This is a genomic window from Asticcacaulis aquaticus (assembly GCF_028550415.1).
In the GTDB taxonomy this organism is placed as follows: domain Bacteria; phylum Pseudomonadota; class Alphaproteobacteria; order Caulobacterales; family Caulobacteraceae; genus Asticcacaulis; species Asticcacaulis aquaticus.
On sequence record NZ_JAQQKX010000001.1, the window covers coordinates 326,849 to 344,321 of the forward strand.

Here is a 17,473-nt window from a genome sequence, read left to right on the forward strand (position 1 = left end):
GGGGCCTGCGGCCCCTCAGCCTTTACCCTTGACCATTTTCCAGTTCGACATTGAGACCCAGCGAACGCATTTCCTTGATCAGGACGTTGAACGATTCCGGGATACCGGCTTCGAAGCTGTCGTCGCCACGGACGATCGCTTCGTACACCTTGGTCCGGCCGGCCACGTCGTCCGACTTCACGGTCAGCATTTCCTGCAGGGTGTAGGCGGCACCATAGGCTTCCAGAGCCCAGACCTCCATTTCCCCGAAGCGCTGACCGCCGAACTGCGCCTTACCGCCCAGCGGCTGCTGGGTGACGAGCGAGTACGGCCCGATGGAGCGGGCGTGGATCTTGTCGTCGACCAGGTGGTGCAGCTTGAGCATGTAGATGATGCCCACGGTGACCGGACGCTTGAACTGCTCACCCGTCAGACCGTCGAACAGGATCGACTGACCCGAACGGTTGAGACCGGCGAATTCGAGCATGTTCTCGATATCGTTGATGTGTGCACCGTCGAAGACCGGGGTCGCGATCGGCACGCCGCGCGCGAGGTTCTTGGCCAGCTCGATCAGCTCTTCTTCCGTTTCCGGAAGCTCCTGATCGGCACCGTAAGCGCCCTTCAGGTGATCGATAAGGGCCTGCTTCTGGCCGCCGTTCTGCCACTCTTCGAGCAGGTTGGAAATCTGCTTGCCGATATTGGCGCAGGCCCAGCCCAGGTGGGTTTCGAAGATCTGACCGACGTTCATGCGCGAAGGCACGCCCAGCGGGTTCAGAACGATATCGACGTGCTCACCGTCGGCAAGGAACGGCATGTCTTCGACCGGGAGGATCTTGGAGATAACCCCCTTGTTGCCGTGACGGCCGGCCATCTTGTCGCCCGGCTGAAGCTTGCGCTTCACGGCCACGAAGACCTTGACCATCTTCATGACGCCCGGCGGCAGTTCGTCACCGCGCTGCAGCTTCTCGACCTTGTCCTCGAAGCGACGGTCCAGACGCTTGCGGGCGTCTTCGAACTGGCGCTTCATGGCTTCGATTTCGCCCATCAGCTTCTCGTCTTCGAGCGCGATCTGCCACCAGAGCCCCTTAGACACTTCGCCCAGCTTCTCTTCGGTGACTTCGCCGCGGCCCATACCCTTCGGGCCGGAGACAGCGGTCTGACCGAGGATGACTTCCTTGAGGCGGCCATAGATGTTGCGCTCAAGGATGGTCAGTTCGTCGTCGCGGTCCTTGCCGAGGCGTTCGATTTCGTGACGCTCGATCGCCATGGCGCGTTCGTCTTTTTCGACGCCGTGACGGTTGAAGACACGAACTTCGACGATCGTACCGGCCACGCCCGGCGGCAGGCGGAGCGAGGTATCGCGGACGTCGGAGGCCTTTTCACCGAAGATGGCGCGCAGGAGCTTTTCTTCCGGCGTCATCGGGCTTTCGCCCTTCGGGGTCACCTTGCCGACCAGGATATCGCCCGGCTGGACTTCGGCACCGATGGCCACGATACCGGCTTCGTCGAGGTTGCGCAGGGCTTCTTCGCCGACGTTCGGGATGTCGCGGGTGATTTCTTCCGGCCCAAGCTTCGTGTCGCGGGCCATGACTTCGAACTCTTCCAGGTGGATAGAGGTGAAGATGTCGTCGCGGACGATGCGTTCCGAAATCAGGATCGAGTCTTCGAAGTTGTAGCCGTTCCACGGCATGAAGGCCACGAGGACGTTACGGCCCAGCGCCAGGTCGCCCAGATCGGTCGAGGGACCGTCGGCGATGATGTCACCGGCAGCAACCTTGTCGCCGACGTTGACGATCGGGCGCTGGTTGATGCAGGTGTTCTGGTTCGAACGCTGGAACTTCGACAGACGGTAGATGTCGACGCCGGGCTTGGCCGGATCGGTTTCTTCCGTGGCGCGGACAACGATACGCGTCGCGTCGACCTGTTCGATGACACCTGTGCGGCGGGCCGCGATGGTGGCACCAGAGTCGCGGGCGACGACCGATTCCATGCCGGTGCCGATGAACGGCGCGTCGGCCTTCACCAGCGGCACGGCCTGACGTTGCATGTTCGAGCCCATGAGGGCGCGGTTGGCGTCGTCGTTTTCAAGGAACGGGATCAGGGCGGCGGCGACCGAAACGACCTGCTTCGGCGACACGTCCATATAGTCGACCTGCTCCACACCGGCCAGCGTCACTTCGCCGTTGATGCGGACCGTCGTCAGGTCGTCGACGAACTTGCCGTTCTGGATCGTAACATTGGCCTGAGCGATGGTGTGCTTGGACTCTTCCATCGCCGACATGTAGGTCACGTCTTCCTGCACGGCCCCGTCGATGACGCGGCGGTAGGGCGATTCAATGAAGCCATACTTGTTGACGCGGGCGTGGGTGGCCAGCGAGTTGATCAGACCAATGTTCGGGCCTTCCGGCGTTTCAATCGGGCAGATCCGACCATAGTGCGTCGGGTGCACGTCGCGGACTTCGAAGCCCGCGCGCTCACGCGTCAGACCGCCTGGGCCCAAGGCCGACAGACGACGCTTGTGCGTGATTTCCGACAGCGGGTTCGTCTGGTCCATGAACTGCGACAGCTGCGACGAGCCGAAGAATTCGCGCACCGAGGCGGCGGCCGGCTTGGCGTTGATCAGGTCGTGCGGCATGACCGTGTCGATATCGACCGAGGACATGCGCTCCTTGATGGCGCGTTCCATGCGCAGCAGGCCGACGCGGTACTGGTTTTCCAGCAGTTCGCCGACCGAACGGACGCGGCGGTTGCCGAGGTTGTCGATGTCGTCGATTTCACCACGACCGTCGCGCAGACCGACGAGGATTTTGAGGATCTTCAGGATGTCGTCCTTGCGCAGCACGCGCTCGGCGTCCGACACGTCCTGCTCAAGGCGCATGTTCATCTTGACGCGACCGACGCTGGACAGGTCGTAGCGCTCAATTTCGAAGAACAGGCTCTGGAACATGGCTTCGGCGGCTTCGATCGTGGGCGGCTCGCCCGGACGCATGACGCGATAGATGTCGAACAAGGCGTCTTCACGCGACGTGTTCTTGTCCACGCGCAGGGTGTTGCGCATATAGGCGCCGACCGTCACGTGGTCGATGTCGAGCACGTCGATGGTGGTGAAGCCCTGGGCTTCCAGCACGCCGATAGCGGCAGCGTCCAGTTCGTCACCAGCTTCGGCGTAGATTTCACCGGTCTCGAAATTGACCGAGTCGCGCGCCAGATACTTGCCGTTGAGCGCGTCCGGCGACAGCAGGAGCGACTTCACGGTGTCGCCCAGCTTCTTGGCCGAACGGGCCGAGATCTTGGTGCCGGCCTGCGCGACCACTTCACCGCTGTCGGCGTCGATGAGGTCGAAGTCCGGCTTCACACCGCGCCAGCGCTCGAACTTGTACGGCGTGACCCAGCCGGTCTCGCGCTTTTCGTACGGCACGACGTCGTAGAAGGTCGTCAGGATTTCTTCGCCATCCATGCCCAGCGCGGCCAGGAAGGTCGTGGCGGGCAGCTTGCGGCGACGGTCGATACGGACATAGAGGATGTCCTTGGCGTCGAATTCGAAGTCGAGCCACGAACCGCGGTACGGGATGATGCGCGCGCCGAACAGGAGCTTGCCCGACGAGTGGGTCTTGCCCTTGTCGTGGTCGAAGAAGACGCCCGGCGAACGGTGCATCTGCGAGACGATGACGCGCTCGGTGCCGTTGACGATGAAGGTGCCCTTGTCCGTCATGAGCGGAATATCGCCCATATAGACGTCCTGCTCCTTGATGTCCTTGACCGAACGCGCGCCGGTGTCTTCATCGGTTTCGAACACGATGAGACGCAGCTTGACCTTCAGCGGCGCGGCATAGGTGATGTCGCGCTGGATGCACTCTTCGACGTCGTACTTCGGCTCTTCGAATTCGTACGAGACGTATTCGAGCGTGGCGCGCTCGTTGAAATCCTTGACCGGGAAGACGCTCTTGAACACGGCTTCCAGACCGTCGTCAACGCGCTCAACGGCGCGGACGAAGCGTTGCAGGAACTGTTCGTAGGAGGAGCGCTGAACCTCGATCAGGTTCGGCATACGGATCGCTTCGGGGATTCGGCCAAAAGACTTACGAATCCGCTTCTTTTCGGTGAACGACAGGGCCATCGTTATTCCTTGAAGGCGTTGGGAAGGCGTTGAAACGCGCTTTGATTTTAGAAATTGCCCCGCACGCGGGGCGTTTTGAGAAACGTTCATGCGCCTGCTCTTTTATGGCGATTACTCGCCAAAGACGCTGTTTTTCAAAGGCTTTCGCTTTAGAAAGCTTGAGACCCCTCGCCGGTGGAAAGAGCATAAAACCGGCATTCGGGCCTGAATCGAGACGCAGTACGCCTCAAAAGGGAGTGTGCCATAGCCTACTTATCCCCGTCTGTCGAGAGGAGATTTAAACTTTCTCAGCGGGCCTGTAAAACCACATCCAGATACCGAGACAAATGCCTGCGACCAACGGCAGGACGTAGTTCGCAATATCGGTCACGCCGACAACCATAAGGATCAGACTGCCAAACAAACAGCACCCGGCGGCAACTCTGTCATGGGCGACGATTTTGAACGTTTTCGACAAACGAATGAACTGCGTCGCCATCACCTGCGCGAGAAACCAGACGATGAAGGCCTGAACCACGGCATAGGGCGTGGCCATGGCGGGTGCGAATATAGCGCCTGCGCCAATGCTAAGCGCGCCGGCCACCGCCCACATCTTCATTGGAAATCGCTTGTCCTGCGCTAAAATCAAGAGCGGGTTCAGGAGGTAGATAGCCATCCATAAGCCGCTGGGGAAGTCGTTCCCCTTGGCAAACGCCGCTATATTGGCCAACAGAGGCACCGTCAGCGGCTCTATCCAATACCGCCATGGACTTGCGCCCTCATCGTGAACCGCAATGAACACAAGCCACTGGCTGGTAATCAGCAGTGCCGCGACGATGCTCATCGTATTGTAGACGCCGATCGTTTTCGGTTCCGAAATATCCCGGATTCCGACATCGCGATCGCGCTTGTTCATGATGGCCTGAAACTGTGACGGTGTATCCATGCCGCCCTCCCCTGGCCCAACATACCACAGATGGTTGCAGGCCTGAACCATCTGTTTTTCTGGCAGTCGAGGGGATAGATGATTATTTTACGATCCGATTACCGGTATCCCAAAAGACCTTTCCGATCCCCCATCCACCTAAGGCGGCGAGGCAATAGACCAGTATGCCAAAACCATTTTCGGAGACGTCCTCATAAACCAGAAACAGCCATAACCCGGTAAACACCAGCGCGACCGCTCGCCTTCCGTGGTCCTGCCAGTCAGTCAGCGCGGTCTTCCGGAATACGGGCACACCAAAATCCAACACTGGCTTTGACCGTTTAATCAGAGGCAACGCGACCAGCGAACCGAAAGCCTGAGACACCAAAAGGGGAAGAATATAAAGTGCCGAGACAATCCCGGATAAAGCTATCGCCAGTACGACCGTCACAGCGGACAGTGCCAAATTCGCCAATAAAACCTTGGCAATGCGAGGCTTGGATTGCTGTTGAGAATTCGTGACACCATCTATGATGGGAACAAGACTGTAAAACGGCAAGGCGCTCAAAGCCAGAACCAACCCTTTGGCATCACCCCAGAGGTAAAGATTACCAGCCCTCAAGGTCTCGTTAGCGTGGGTGGACATATGAACAGCAACGAAAAGCGGAAGAAACATGGCCGCGCAAAGCCAATAGACAATTCTTGATACCAGATTTTTCAATAGGCTCCCCCGATTAAAGCTATACGCTTCAAATCCTTATCCCTCCCAAAAAGATACAGAATCTTTGCCTGATCTTCAAGCGAAGGCAACGGCAAACCCTCAATCCACACTTTGCTTTCAATTTGCAATTTGCTCCACTCGTCCTCTGAAAACACCTCCAGATCACCCATGAAGTCGATCTCGACGCCGCCGTCGGGTGTATGCTGGAAATAGGGGTTTGAGCGGAATTTGCCGTCCGGGCGCGGCGGCATGGGCGTAGCGTTTAGCTTCACCCGCGCCGCCTCGATCACCGCAGACGAGGCGAAGACATCGACGTCCTTTGGGACGATATCGACACCGCTGAGACAGAGCGCGGTCGAGCCGATAATCCACCACGGTTCGTCCTGCGGCATAATCGAGCGGATCAGGTCGAGCGACAGTCTGAGTTCGGGCGTCATGCGGCAATCTACCACAGGGTTTGTTACGACAAAACCGTCAGTCTTGCGGCGGCGACATCATACCGCCGCGTGAGCCGTTTAGACTATGCTCCGTTCAAGTGAGGTCTCATGCGTAAACCGTTCCCGTCCCGCCGCCACGTCATGTCCCTGATCGGAGGCGTCGCCCTTGCCAGCCGCACACCGGCTCTGGCCGAGACCTGCGTCGCCCTGCCCGAAGAGACCGAAGGCCCCTTCCCCGCCGACGGCTCGCGCCGGGGGCCGCCGGGCCCAAATCCAGGCATGCAAGCGTCAAATGCCGAAAGCCCCAATGCGCTGAAATTACCGTTTATCGAGCGCCGCGACATCCGCACCAGCGGCAATACGGGGGCTATGGCGGCGGGCGTGCCGCTGACCCTGCGCATCCGGTTGACCGGTGCCGGATGCCGTCCGCTGGCCGATCACGCGGTCTATATCTGGAACTGCACCCGCGACGGACAGTATTCGCTCTATGCCCTGCCGAAAGAGGATTTCCTGCGCGGCATCCAGCCGACGGATAAGGACGGCGTGGCCGAATTCCTGACCATCATTCCAGGTTGCTACGACGGGCGGATGCCACATATCCATGTCGAGGTCTATCCGTCACCCGATAAAGCCCGCAGCGCCGACGACAAGATCGCCACGACGCAATTCGCCTTCGACCGAGCGCTTTGCGAGCAGATCTACCGTGAGGTGGAGGGCTATGAGGCCAGCACCGATAATCTGGCGCGGGTCAGTTTCGACACGGATATGGTCTTCGGCGACAATACCGCCGCCGAACGCGAGGCCCAGACGGTAAAACTTACCGGTAATGTGCGTGAGGGCTTTGTCGGGACCGTCACCCTGGCCTTGGGGGATGGCCCGCGTCAGGCCAGCCGGATGGGGCCGCCCCCCGGTGGTTTCGGCGGCAGCCGTCCGCCTTTCCCGCCACGGGGATAGTGTGAACGCGCTTCAGTCTATTTCCGCCCGCTTTGTCGCCTTGCGACGCACATACTGAAGCCCGCCTCCCGCCAGTGCGCCCAGACTGTATAAAACCCCTGCTTTCAATCCGGACGTCTCAATGAGATATCCAGCCATTACAGCGATAAGAACGACAAACCCGACCGCATTCAATCCAAACAGGCCGAGGCTTGTAATGCTGCGATTATCTTTCGCGACTAACGGCAAGACATATGTCGAAACGCAGTAGGCGATCCACGCGCCCGCGCCGGTATAGGCGACGGTATTCACGAGATGAACGGGTTCGGGATCAAGGAAAGCCACGGCGACCAGAACAAGGATGGCGCTTACCGCGCAAAATAAGGCTGCACTTATGACGCGATGTCGCCCCGTGGGCCGAAAACTCAAAAAGGCCACCGTAAAAAGCAGCGCGGCCTGAAAGGAAAACGTCGGATTGGCGAGCCACACATTTCGCCACAGATTGATATTCCCACCCGCAGGCAAGGACTCAAGGCCATAAAAGGCCGCGAAAAATATCAGGCTGACGATAAGAAAGTGTTTGTATGACATGCGTCCCCCGGCTTGCCTTATAACAAAAACAGGCCCGGGAGCGAACTCCCGAGCCTGCATTTTTCAGTAAGTTGAGCGATACCGCTCCAAGTACCCCCGGTCGGGGGCACCCGACTTACTTAACTTCGACCTTGGCACCAGCAGCTTCCAGCTTCGACTTGATGTCGGCAGCTTCTTGCTTCGAGATGTTTTCCTTGACGTTCTGCGGAGCGCCTTCGACCAGGTCCTTGGCTTCCTTCAGGCCGAGGTCGGCGCGGATGCCACGGATTTCCTTGATCACGTTGATCTTCTTGTCGCCACCGTCCACGAGGACGACGGTGAACTCGGTTTGCTCTTCGGCAGCTTCGGCCGGAGCGGCAGCAGCGCCACCGGCGACGGCAGCGACGGCGACCGGAGCGGCGGCGGAGACGCCCCACTTGTCTTCGAGCAGCTTCGACAGTTCAGCGGCTTCGAGAACGGTCAGGGCGGACAGGTCGGCGACCAGTTGTTCCAGTTTAGACATTGTATTTCCTTAAAGGTAAGATGGGATGGGAATGAGCTGTTAGGCGGTTTCTTTGGTCGCGTAAGCGTTGAAGACGCGAGCCAGTTGAGCCGCGGGCGCCTGAAGCACGCCGGCAACCTTGGTCGCCGGGGCCTGAAGCAGACCGATGAGCTTGCCGCGCAGTTCGTCGAGCGACGGCAGGGTGGCGAGCGCCTTGACCCCGTCGGCGTTGAGAACATTACCGTCCATGATGCCGCCAACGATTTTGAACTTGTCGTTCTCTTTGGCGTACTGGGCGGAGATTTTCGCGGCCGTCACCGGGTCATTGGCATAGGCCAGCACGGTCGGGAATTTGAAGAGGGCGTCGCCCGCTTCGCCGGCCGAGCCGTCCAGAGCCTTTTGAGCCAGACGGTTCTTAAACACTCTGAGCACGGCGCCTTCTTTACGAAGACGCAGGCGCAGATCAGCCATTTCCACAAAGGTCATGCCCGAATATTGGGCAACAACCACGGAGCCGGATTCGGCGAAGACGCTCTTGAGCTCTTCAATCGATTCGGCTTTTTTAGCGCGGTCCATTGTGGCCTCCGTTAAGCTACGACCAAAAAGTGGAATGCACTTTTTGGATTAACCGTAGCGTGACTTGGAATCAGAAGCTTGCTTCTGATGGAATTTACCCCGTGGGACGATCCCACGAAGCTAACGACTTTAAGCGCTCCGGTTGCCCGAAACGATGAAGTCACTGTCCATGATGAGAGGCAAAAATCACAAGGATCGCGTTACCCTTTAAAGGATAGCGTGATATCTTGAGGCGTTTCGCGTCCCGTCTCAATTTCGACGCCCGGGGGCTCCCGGTGCATTACGGAACAGGTGGCCCCTGCTCCCTCGAAGGTCTCGGACAGAACGACAGGAAAGATTGCTCTTTCTAGCCGAGGCGCGCTCTTTATCCGCAAGTCCGGCTAAAATCAAGCCCTCTATAGCGTTTATTACAAATCCCGTCAGGCCGCGCCATACCCCCTGAATATGGGTTGTGGAGAAAACGCCGTTTTGTGACTCTTCGGCGGTTTATCCCCGGGGCTGGCCATGTTCGCGAAAATCCTGCGTTTCGTCTGTCTGCTGTTCGTCCTGACCGGCACCGCCATGGCGGCGGAAAAGATGCCGTCGCGCTATGACGAGATGCGCGAATTTTATCTCGATACCGGCCATCAGAACATGCCCTTCAAGCTGTGGGGCGTGTCGATGACGTGGCACCGCGAGTGTCAGGCGGGCAAGGTCGCGCAATGCGTGAAGCTGGCCGAGGCATTCGAGACCGGGCTGGGCCCACTGCGGGCCGACATGCGGGTGGCGCTCGGCTACTGGCGGCTGGCCTGTAAAGCAGGCAGCGGCCACGGCTGTGCGCGTACTGCCGAGGTCATCCTGTCGGGCGAAGCCAATTTCGTCAATGTCGACATGGCGCGTCAATTCGCCAAAACCGGCTGTGAAACCTACAAGACGCCCAAGGCCTGTTCGGCTCTGGCTCAGGCCCTGATGCGCGGCCCTGATGCGGCGCAAAATCGGGCACAGGCCGACGCCCTGATCGCGCAGGCCTGTGCGGCGAATGACGACGACGGCTGCCGGATTCAGGCGCGCCAGTGGTTCGACGAAACGACCGATGTGGCGCTCAACAAAAAGGCCGTGCCGCTGTTCGAAAAGGGTTGCGCCGCGAAACAGGCCTGGGGGTGCAGTGGTCTGGCGGAGGCCTATAATCAGGGCAAAGGCGTGCCGCTCGATGCCACCAGGGCCCGCGCCGCGGCTGAGACCGGCTGCGTCAGTTCGACCGGCGACCGGGTCAGGGCCTGCCGCCTCTACGGCATGTTCCTGATCAAGGGCGACAAGGCGTCGCTGAACAAGGGCGAGAAGTTTCTCGATACCTCGTGTCAGGCGGGCGACGGCGTCGCCTGCGTCGTCATCGGGCAGATCGGTATGTACGGCAAGAGGCCCGGCGCCACGACGAACCAGATGGAAGGGCTCTATTTCATGCGCCGGGGCTGCGACCTCAATAACGGTCAGGCCTGCGACGAGCTGTCCTACGCCTATCAGAAAGGGCTGGGCATTCCCGGCCACGGCGGCGTGACCATCGCGCTCCTCGATAAGTCGTGCCGGCTGGGCTGGGCCAATGGCTGCAAATACGCGAAGATGGTCGCCGACAGCAATCCCGGCATCCGCGGCACGATCCCGAAGATCGACCCCAGCCTGACGGTCACCCAGCAACTGGCCGAGGCGCAGACATACGTCAAATCGGCCAGTGCCGCCGACCGCAACGAAGGCGTCAATGCCGTCGTGCGCCTGATGCAGGAAGGGAATGAAGACGCAGCGTGGGTTATTGGCGGCTGGCTGGTCTATGGCCTTGACGGCGTGTTCGACACCTCGCGCAAGGCCGAGGGCATCATTGCGATCGAGAACGCCGCGCGCGTCGGCCACGTCGAAGCCGCCATCTGGATCGGCATGGCCTACTGGTACGGCGACGGCGTCAAGGAAGACCGCAAAAAGGGCGAAAACTACATGCTGATCGCCGCCAGCCGCGGCAGCGAAATGGCCGAAGGCATCTACCGCTCGATGCTGGCCGAACCGATCCGCGTCGAAAGCAAGCGCCGCGCTGAGGAATTCGCCGCCTATCAGAAGGCGCAGTATGAGCGCTGGTCGCGGTGGAACGCCTCGGCGTACGCCAACTACGTCTCGGCGGGTTCGACCTATACGCCGTACAAGTCGAGCAGCTATTCCGGCCAGAGCGTGTCCTCGATCATCGACAATTCCAACTGGAACCAGATGTACAACTACCTGTCCGGTTCCACGACCGCCTGCCCGTCATCCAACCCCTATTGCCGTTAATATTTAACGCGCATCTTATCCGAAAACCGTTTCACACGTTTCGGGATGCGCTAGAGAGGAACTTCCATGCGCATCGCTCTGTTTGCTTTGGCCACTATGCTGGCCGCGCCGGCTGCTTTTGCCGCCGAGCCGGAAACCCATGCCTTTCAGCTTGAGGTCGGTCGCGACCGCTGCACGCTTAACTATCCGCGCACCGATGGCCGCACCCTCACCTTCCTGCTGCACGTGGACGGCACCTTCAGCGCCAGTATCCACCAGAACCGCTGGGAGATCGTCGACGACAAGGACACCAAGGATCAGTCGAAGCCGATGACGCTGGAGTTCAAGGGCGTCGGCAAGACAACCGCCAAGTGGGGCGGCTACCGTAATGGCTATGTGCAGGGCCTGTGGGCGGGGTGGGACAAGAACCCGTCGGGTCCGGCCAGCACCGGTGAGGCGATGGGCCTGCTCGAAAAGGCACAGGTGGTCAGCGTGACCTTCGAGGGCAAACCGATGGGCACCTTCGATATGAAAAACAAAGGCTTTGCGGCGATGGCTTTGCGCACCTGCGCCCGCAATGTGGCCAATATCCCGGCGGGCTGATCCATTGCCAATGGCAGGATTTCAGCGCATAATGCCAATCATGCCAAATTTGTCGTTCAATCGTGATGTCTGCGCCCTTGCCTTCGACGGGATGCCGTTGTTCGAATTTTCCATCGCTGTGGAACTGTTCGGCCTTGAGCGGCCTGAGATGGGTCCGGACTGGTATCGCTTTCGCGTCGTGTCGCTCGATGACGGCCCGTGCCGGACGACGGCGGGCCTGAGCATCACAGCGGACGCGCCCCGCGTGTGGCTGGAGACCGCCGGGACGATCATCATCCCTGGCTGGCCGATGGACAAGCCGATCCCCGACACCCTGATCGATTTAATGCAGCGCGCGCACGATCGCGGGGCGCGCATCGTCACCATCTGCTCCGGTGCCTTTGTGCTGGCGGCGGCGGGTTTGCTCAAAGGGCGCAAGGCCACCACGCACTGGAAGTATGTCGACTATGTCACTGAAACCTATCCGGATATCGAGCTGGTGCCGGACGTGCTCTATATCGACGAAGGCCAGATCCTGACCTCAGCGGGCAGCGCAGCGGGGATCGATCTGTGCCTGCATCTGATCCGCCGCGACTTCGGCCCGGAAGCCGCCAACAAGGTCGCCCGCCGTCTGGTCGTGCCGCCGCACCGCGACGGTGGTCAGGCGCAATATATCCCGAAATCCGTGCCCATCGAATACGAGCGCAACCGGTTGGGGCCGCTGCTCGATTACCTGCGCGAAAACGTCGAAGCCCCGCACACCGTCGCCCAACTGGCCCGCCGCGCCGGGATGAGCGAGCGCACCTTCCTGCGCCGGTTCGAGGAAGCGACCGGAACGACGCCCGCCAAATGGTTGATGCAGGTTCGCTTGCAAATCGCACGTGACATGCTGGAGGCGACGCCGGAGCCGATCGACAGCATCGCGCTGACCTGCGGATTCGGCAGCGCCGCCAATTTCAGGCATCATTTCCGCGAAAACCTGTCGACCACGCCGACGGCCTATCGCCAGACCTTTCAAAGATTATCGCTGACCTGACAAATCGACACTCAACCCCACCTTGACCCGGTCGAGCGTGACCATCGACTTGAAGGTCTTGACGTTGCGGTTGTCGTAGAACAGCCGCCGCGCCAGCGCCTCGTACTGCTCCATCGTCTCGACCAGCACGATCAGCACAAAATCGGCCTCGCCCGTCACGTAGTAGCATTGCTGCACCTCCGGCGCGGCGGTCAGCAAGGCGCGCATGGCATCGAGTTCGTCGATATGGGTGCGCTCCATCGTCACCTCGACAGCGATGGTGATGGGCAAGCCGACGCGATGCGGCTCGATAACCGCGATATTGCGCGTGATAACGCCTTCGTCCTCCAGCCGCCGGATACGCCGCTGCACCGCCGCCGTGGACAGATTGACGCGTTCGGCCAGTTCCCGCAGCGGAATGCGGTTATCGATCTGCACGGCCTCCAGAATGGCGTAGTCGAAGGCGTCGGGGGTAAAATTTTTCATATCGCGCGCCCTGATGAGATATTTTCCCGCACAAGGCGTCATTTCAGAGCGCACTTATCGGTACACGCGCAATATATTCCCCATAACTTCATCCGACAAGGAACAGATTATGCGCAGCGCGGCGTCTCAGGGGTATTTGCTGGCCTTTCTCGGCGCCTTGATGTGGGGCGTGTCCGGCACGGCCATGCAATACCTGTTCGAGACCAAGGGTGTCAGCGCCGAATGGATGGTCACGGTGCGAATGCTGATATCCGGCGCGGCGCTGCTGGTCATCTGCGCCGTGCGCTATCCCCGCGCCGTGTGGACCATCTGGCGCGACGAGCCTAACCTCAAGCGCCTGTTCGCCTTCGCCATGCTGGGGATGATTTCGGTGCAATATACCTATTTCGCCGCCATCCGGGAATCGAACGCCGCCACGGCGACCGTGCTGCAATATACTGGACCGGTGATGATCGCCGCCTGGTACGCCTTTCGCGAAAAGCGCCTGCCCGGCCCATTCGAGGCCTTGTCGATTGCGCTCGCCGTCGGCGGCACCTTCCTGCTGGTCACCCATGGCAATCCGGGCGGGCTCTCGATCTCGCCTGCCGCCCTGTTCTGGGGGCTGGCCTCGGCGGTGGCCTTCGCCGTCTATTCGATCCAGCCGATCACCCTGATGCGCCATTACCCGGCCCCCGTGGTGCTCGGCTGGGCCATGCTGATCGGCGGCGTCGCGTTCAGCTTCATCCACGCGCCGTGGGATGTGCGCGGCACATGGGACGCAGGCACTTTGGGCGCGGCGTCGTTTGCCATCATCGGCGGCACTCTGATCGCTTTCCTCGCCTATATTCAGGCGACCAAGCTGATCGGCGCGCGCACGGCCAGCCTGATGGCCAGCGCCGAGCCCTTGTCGGCGACGGTCATCGCGGTCCTGTGGCTCAGCGTGCCGTTCGGGGTGTTCGATGTGATCGGCACGGCCTGCATCATCGCGACCATCCTGCTGCTGACCCTGCGGACCAAACCCGCCGTCATCGCCCAGCCCGCTGAATAACTTGATTTCGGCGGGCGGCTTTGGCAAACACCGGCCATGCTGGCTGACATCATCGACTTTCTGGGCTCTGAGACCCCGCGCGCGTGGATCGACGCGGCGCTGACGCATCAGGACCTCCTGCTGCTCGATCACAAGAACTGCGAGTACAAGGCCGCGTCGAACGCGCTCAATGTGATGGCCAAGTACAATACGCACGAAGCCCTGATGAACGCTATGTCGCGGCTGGCCCGCGAAGAGCTGGTTCATCATGAGCAGGTGATGAAGCTGATGAAGAAGCGCGGCGTTGAGTTGCGTCCTCTGACGCCGTCGCGCTACGCCATGGGCCTTCGGCGGATGGTGCGGCGAAGTGAACCCGGCATGATGACCGATATTCTGATCGTTTCGGCCTTTATCGAGGCGCGCTCATGCGAGCGCTTCGGAGCGCTATGGCCGCACCTGGACGCGGAATTGGGCAAGTTCTACAAGGGTCTGCTCGACAGCGAAGGCCGCCATTTTACCAACTATCTCAAGTTGGCGCATCTGTATGGCGACGCTGACGATATCGCCCGCCGTATCGAGGCCATCCGTCCGGTCGAACAGGCCCTGATTAGCGATCCCGACCCGGAATTCCGCTTCCACAGCGGCACGCCCGCCCTTGCCGTAACGTAAAAGCCTGCGCATAGTCCTCACAAAAACAAGAGGAAACGACATGCGTAAATCACTGCTTGCGGCGGGTTTTATGGCCCTCGCCGCCCTGCCGGTTGCCGCCGAACGGGTGACGACTCCCGTTTTCGAGACGGTCGGCCCGGTCGTACCGAAAACCGTAAAACGTCCCGCTATCCTGATCCTGTCCAAGGCCAATGACTGGCGGCACGACAGTATGCCTGCCACGGCAAAAGCGGTGACCGATATCGCAATCCGGCGCGGCTGGGTGGTATATGAGACCAGCAATGCCGCCATTTTCAATGCGCACGACATGAAGCGCTTCAACGTGGTCGTGCTCAACCATTCGACGGGTGAGCTGTTCACGCCGGAACAGAAGGTCGTTTTTCAGGCATGGCTCGAAAGTGGTGGTCGAATTGTCGCCCTGCACGGCGCAGGCGGCACCAGCCGCCATCCCTGGCCGTGGTATATCGATAATGTCATCGGCGCAGGCTTCGGCGGTCATCCGCAAATTCAGGACGGCGTCGTCCATATCGAAAACCCGGCGCATCCGGCGATGAAAAAACTGCCGGTCAACTGGACGCGCAACGAAGAATGGTACAGCTTCGACCGCAATCCGCGCGGTCCCGGCGTCCATGTGCTGGCAACCGTCGATGAGACGACCTATGACCCCGGCGACAAACGGCGCATGGGCAAGGACCATCCCATCATCTGGACGAAGTGCGCAGGCAAGGGCGGCATCTTCTTTACCGCGCTCGGCCACCAGATTCAGGACTGGTCCGACCCGGTGTTCCTGACCCACATCGAAGGCGCGCTGGAATGGGCGAAGAATAAAAAGGCGAAGATATGCTGATCAGGCGTCTGACGACAGTAACGCCTCATGATCCTGAGCGCTGTTCAGAATATGGATGACGACAATCTTATCGTCCTCGACGCGATAGAAGATCACATATCGTTTATACGGCTTGCGTCTAATGCCTGCGTTTTCAAAGTTGGGCACAAGCCTGAAAGCGAAAGGCATATTGCCTAAAGCGAGAGCAGCATCAATCAGCTCATTGATAAAGCTTGCGGCTCGCCGGTTGCTGTCCAAAGCAATATAGTCAGCAATAGCTTCAAGTTCGTCCTCAGCTGATTTTGAGAAGACAACCTTCATGCGTCGGTAGTGTATTTCGCCAGCAACCGGGCGCGTACATCTTCCGCATCATGCACCCTGCCCGCATCGGCATCGGCAATGCCCCGCGCGATCGCGGCATCCAGAGCCGCCAGACGCTTTTCGCGTTCTTCGATAATCCGCACGCCTTCGCGCAGGACCTCACTGCGCGAACTGTAGCGACCGGACGTTATCAAATTGGTCACCACGTCTTCGAGATGAGGACCGAGATTGACGCTGCTGGGCATGAGGCACCTCCGGCGTTGATAATAATTATCAACCCACATTCTGGCAATAAAAAAGCCGCCCCGTTACCGGAGCGGCTTGATTTGGTCATGTAAGCGAACTTACTGAGCCGTGGCCGTATCAACCTTCACGCCCGGACCCATGGTCGAGGACAGCGAGATCTTGCGGACATAGAGGCCCTTGGCACCCGACGGACGCGCCTTGACGAGGGCGTCGACCAGCGCCTTGGCGTTGGCTTCCAGTTGTTCGACCGTGAACGAGGTCTTGCCGATGCCGGCGTGAACGATACCGGCCTTTTCGACGCGGAACTCGACGGCGCCCGACTTGGCGTCCTTGACAGCCTGAGCGACGTTCGGGGTCACGGTGCCGACCTTCGGGTTCGGCATCAGGCCGCGCGGGCCCAGCACCTTACCGAGGCGACCGACCAGAGCCATCATGTCCGGCGACGCGATGACGCGGTCGAAGTCCATGAAGCCGCCCTGGATCTTTTCGACCAGGTCTTCGGCGCCGACGACTTCGGCACCCGCGGCCAGAGCCTCTTCGGCCTTCTTGTCCTTGGCGAACACGGCGACGCGGACGTCCTTGCCAGTGCCCGACGGCAGTTGAACGACGCCACGGACCTGCTGGTCGGCGTGACGCGGGTCAACGCCCAGATTGACGGCGATTTCGACGGATTCGTCGAATTTGGCCTTGGCGTTGGCCTTCACGACGTTGAGGGCTTCGGTCAGGCCGTGCAGCTTTTCGGCTTCGACGTTCCAAGCCTTGATGCGCTTTGCAATTTTGGTCATCAGATTTCCCCTTAGTCGACGATCTTCAGACCCATCGAACGGGCCGAGCCCTCGATGATCTTGGCGGCGGCGTCGATGTCGTGTGCCGAAAGGTCCTTCATCTTCTTTTCAGCGATGTCGCGCAGTTGAGCCTGCGTGATCGAACCGGCCGAATCGCGGCCCGGCAGCTTCGAGCCGGACTTCAGGTTCAGGGCCTGCTTGATGAAGAAGGTCGCCGGCGGCGTCTTGGTGACGAAGGTGAACGACTTGTCCTGATAGACCGTGATGATGGTCGGGAGCGGCGTGCCTTTTTCGACGTTTTCAGTGCGGGCGTTGAATTCCTTACAGAAACCCATGATGTTGACGCCGCGCTGACCCAGAGCCGGGCCGATGGGGGGCGAAGGCGTGGCAGAGCCGGCCTTCACCTGGAGCTTGATGTAGCCCAGGATTTTCTTAGCCATTGGATATCTCCATAAAGTCCCGATGTTTTGGGACGTTGTGAGCCGTGGTATGAATCGCTTCTTCCACGGATTTGACTTCACGCTGAGTGA

19 protein-coding genes are annotated in these 17,473 nt (G+C 60.0%); 7 read left to right on the top strand and 12 right to left on the bottom strand.

The genetic code is table 11. The features are described from left to right. Positions 1-22: 22 nt before the first annotated feature. The 4 genes from rpoB to PQU92_RS01605 all read right to left on the bottom strand — a co-directional run bounded on the left by rpoB (position 23) and on the right by PQU92_RS01605 (position 6,158). Positions 23-4,096 carry a DNA-directed RNA polymerase subunit beta gene (gene rpoB / locus PQU92_RS01590; protein WP_272746463.1) on the bottom strand — a complete coding sequence of 1,358 codons (4,074 nt, stop codon included), beginning with the start codon at positions 4,094-4,096 and terminating at the stop codon, positions 23-25. Positions 4,097-4,373: 277 nt separating this feature from the next. Next, entirely contained in the window at positions 4,374-5,021 is a 648-nt protein-coding gene (locus PQU92_RS01595) for a hypothetical protein (RefSeq protein ID WP_272746464.1), read from the bottom strand. 82 nt (positions 5,022-5,103) lie between these two features. After that, complete coding sequence (locus tag PQU92_RS01600; protein ID WP_272746465.1) at positions 5,104-5,721, bottom strand: hypothetical protein; 618 nt, start codon at positions 5,719-5,721, stop codon at positions 5,104-5,106. Continuing rightward, positions 5,718-6,158 carry a hypothetical protein gene (locus PQU92_RS01605; protein WP_272746466.1) on the bottom strand — a complete coding sequence of 147 codons (441 nt, stop codon included), beginning with the start codon at positions 6,156-6,158 and terminating at the stop codon, positions 5,718-5,720. Before PQU92_RS01605 ends, PQU92_RS01600 begins: the two co-directional genes overlap by 4 nt. Positions 6,159-6,266: 108 nt before the next feature. Here PQU92_RS01605 and PQU92_RS01610 point away from each other — a divergent pair, with 108 nt between their 5' ends. Next, the gene (locus tag PQU92_RS01610) at positions 6,267-7,112 is read left to right on the top strand and encodes a dioxygenase family protein (protein WP_272746467.1); all 846 of its coding nucleotides are present in this window, start codon (positions 6,267-6,269) and stop codon (positions 7,110-7,112) included. A gap of 12 nt (positions 7,113-7,124) precedes the next feature. On the opposite strand, the gene PQU92_RS01615 is transcribed toward PQU92_RS01610, so the two are convergent. The 3 genes from PQU92_RS01615 to rplJ all read right to left on the bottom strand — a co-directional run bounded on the left by PQU92_RS01615 (position 7,125) and on the right by rplJ (position 8,739). Next, a complete protein-coding gene (locus tag PQU92_RS01615) occupies positions 7,125-7,682 on the bottom strand; it encodes a hypothetical protein (protein WP_272746468.1) in 558 nt (185 codons plus the stop codon). A gap of 115 nt (positions 7,683-7,797) precedes the next feature. Continuing rightward, a complete protein-coding gene (gene rplL, locus PQU92_RS01620; protein ID WP_272746469.1) occupies positions 7,798-8,184 on the bottom strand; it encodes a 50S ribosomal protein L7/L12 in 387 nt (128 codons plus the stop codon). 39 nt (positions 8,185-8,223) lie between these two features. Further along, positions 8,224-8,739 (bottom strand): 50S ribosomal protein L10, encoded by a 516-nt coding sequence (rplJ, locus tag PQU92_RS01625; RefSeq protein WP_272746470.1) that lies wholly within the window; start codon positions 8,737-8,739, stop codon positions 8,224-8,226. A gap of 504 nt (positions 8,740-9,243) precedes the next feature. Between rplJ and PQU92_RS01630 the strand changes: the two genes are divergently transcribed. The 3 genes from PQU92_RS01630 (at position 9,244) to ftrA (ending at position 12,625) form a co-directional block, all read left to right on the top strand. Further along, positions 9,244-11,028: a tetratricopeptide repeat protein gene (locus tag PQU92_RS01630; RefSeq protein WP_272746471.1), complete on the top strand. Its 1,785-nt coding sequence runs from the start codon at positions 9,244-9,246 to the stop codon at positions 11,026-11,028. Between the two features lie 66 nt (positions 11,029-11,094). After that, entirely contained in the window at positions 11,095-11,610 is a 516-nt protein-coding gene (locus PQU92_RS01635) for a hypothetical protein (protein ID WP_272746472.1), read from the top strand. A 40-nt stretch (positions 11,611-11,650) separates the two neighbouring features. Further along, entirely contained in the window at positions 11,651-12,625 is a 975-nt protein-coding gene (gene ftrA / locus PQU92_RS01640; protein ID WP_272746473.1) for a transcriptional regulator FtrA, read from the top strand. Here ftrA and PQU92_RS01645 read toward each other — a convergent pair. After that, positions 12,611-13,090 (bottom strand): Lrp/AsnC family transcriptional regulator, encoded by a 480-nt coding sequence (locus tag PQU92_RS01645; protein ID WP_272746474.1) that lies wholly within the window; start codon positions 13,088-13,090, stop codon positions 12,611-12,613. The two genes, ftrA and PQU92_RS01645, sit on opposite strands and share 15 nt — an antisense overlap. A 109-nt stretch (positions 13,091-13,199) precedes the next feature. Between PQU92_RS01645 and PQU92_RS01650 the strand changes: the two genes are divergently transcribed. From PQU92_RS01650 to PQU92_RS01660, 3 genes are read left to right on the top strand one after another with little or no spacing between them, the layout of a single operon-like run. Next, positions 13,200-14,117, top strand: coding sequence for a DMT family transporter (locus PQU92_RS01650; RefSeq protein WP_272746475.1), 918 nt, complete (start codon positions 13,200-13,202; stop codon positions 14,115-14,117). Between the two features lie 36 nt (positions 14,118-14,153). Then, complete coding sequence (locus tag PQU92_RS01655) at positions 14,154-14,765, top strand: MiaE family protein (RefSeq protein ID WP_272746476.1); 612 nt, start codon at positions 14,154-14,156, stop codon at positions 14,763-14,765. 40 nt (positions 14,766-14,805) lie between these two features. Next, on the top strand, positions 14,806-15,612 hold the full coding sequence (locus PQU92_RS01660) for a ThuA domain-containing protein (protein WP_272746477.1): 807 nt from the start codon (positions 14,806-14,808) through the stop codon (positions 15,610-15,612). On the opposite strand, the gene PQU92_RS01665 is transcribed toward PQU92_RS01660, so the two are convergent. The 4 genes from PQU92_RS01665 to rplK form a co-directional block, all read right to left on the bottom strand. Continuing rightward, on the bottom strand, positions 15,613-15,912 hold the full coding sequence (locus PQU92_RS01665; protein WP_272746478.1) for a type II toxin-antitoxin system RelE/ParE family toxin: 300 nt from the start codon (positions 15,910-15,912) through the stop codon (positions 15,613-15,615). Then, complete coding sequence (locus tag PQU92_RS01670; RefSeq protein ID WP_272746479.1) at positions 15,909-16,157, bottom strand: type II toxin-antitoxin system ParD family antitoxin; 249 nt, start codon at positions 16,155-16,157, stop codon at positions 15,909-15,911. The genes PQU92_RS01665 and PQU92_RS01670 overlap by 4 nt, the downstream gene beginning before the upstream one ends. Positions 16,158-16,256: 99 nt before the next feature. Next, positions 16,257-16,943, bottom strand: coding sequence for a 50S ribosomal protein L1 (rplA, locus tag PQU92_RS01675; protein WP_272746480.1), 687 nt, complete (start codon positions 16,941-16,943; stop codon positions 16,257-16,259). An 11-nt stretch (positions 16,944-16,954) separates the two neighbouring features. Further along, positions 16,955-17,383 carry a 50S ribosomal protein L11 gene (gene rplK / locus PQU92_RS01680; RefSeq protein WP_023463393.1) on the bottom strand — a complete coding sequence of 143 codons (429 nt, stop codon included), beginning with the start codon at positions 17,381-17,383 and terminating at the stop codon, positions 16,955-16,957. Positions 17,384-17,473: the final 90 nt, after the last annotated feature.

Coding starts and splice junctions, on each gene's coding strand:
- PQU92_RS01615 (WP_272746468.1), bottom strand. CDS start 7,682: ATGTCATACAAACACTTTCTTATCGTCAGCCTGATATTTTTCGCGGCC.
- rpoB (WP_272746463.1), bottom strand. CDS start 4,096: ATGGCCCTGTCGTTCACCGAAAAGAAGCGGATTCGTAAGTCTTTTGGC.
- PQU92_RS01605 (WP_272746466.1), bottom strand. CDS start 6,158: ATGACGCCCGAACTCAGACTGTCGCTCGACCTGATCCGCTCGATTATG.
- PQU92_RS01635 (WP_272746472.1), top strand. CDS start 11,095: ATGCGCATCGCTCTGTTTGCTTTGGCCACTATGCTGGCCGCGCCGGCT.
- PQU92_RS01610 (WP_272746467.1), top strand. CDS start 6,267: ATGCGTAAACCGTTCCCGTCCCGCCGCCACGTCATGTCCCTGATCGGA.
- PQU92_RS01655 (WP_272746476.1), top strand. CDS start 14,154: ATGCTGGCTGACATCATCGACTTTCTGGGCTCTGAGACCCCGCGCGCG.
- PQU92_RS01595 (WP_272746464.1), bottom strand. CDS start 5,021: ATGGATACACCGTCACAGTTTCAGGCCATCATGAACAAGCGCGATCGC.
- PQU92_RS01670 (WP_272746479.1), bottom strand. CDS start 16,157: ATGCCCAGCAGCGTCAATCTCGGTCCTCATCTCGAAGACGTGGTGACC.
- PQU92_RS01650 (WP_272746475.1), top strand. CDS start 13,200: ATGCGCAGCGCGGCGTCTCAGGGGTATTTGCTGGCCTTTCTCGGCGCC.
- PQU92_RS01660 (WP_272746477.1), top strand. CDS start 14,806: ATGCGTAAATCACTGCTTGCGGCGGGTTTTATGGCCCTCGCCGCCCTG.
- rplA (WP_272746480.1), bottom strand. CDS start 16,943: ATGACCAAAATTGCAAAGCGCATCAAGGCTTGGAACGTCGAAGCCGAA.
- PQU92_RS01630 (WP_272746471.1), top strand. CDS start 9,244: ATGTTCGCGAAAATCCTGCGTTTCGTCTGTCTGCTGTTCGTCCTGACC.
- rplJ (WP_272746470.1), bottom strand. CDS start 8,739: ATGGACCGCGCTAAAAAAGCCGAATCGATTGAAGAGCTCAAGAGCGTC.
- PQU92_RS01645 (WP_272746474.1), bottom strand. CDS start 13,090: ATGAAAAATTTTACCCCCGACGCCTTCGACTACGCCATTCTGGAGGCC.
- ftrA (WP_272746473.1), top strand. CDS start 11,651: ATGCCAAATTTGTCGTTCAATCGTGATGTCTGCGCCCTTGCCTTCGAC.
- rplK (WP_023463393.1), bottom strand. CDS start 17,383: ATGGCTAAGAAAATCCTGGGCTACATCAAGCTCCAGGTGAAGGCCGGC.
- rplL (WP_272746469.1), bottom strand. CDS start 8,184: ATGTCTAAACTGGAACAACTGGTCGCCGACCTGTCCGCCCTGACCGTT.
- PQU92_RS01665 (WP_272746478.1), bottom strand. CDS start 15,912: ATGAAGGTTGTCTTCTCAAAATCAGCTGAGGACGAACTTGAAGCTATT.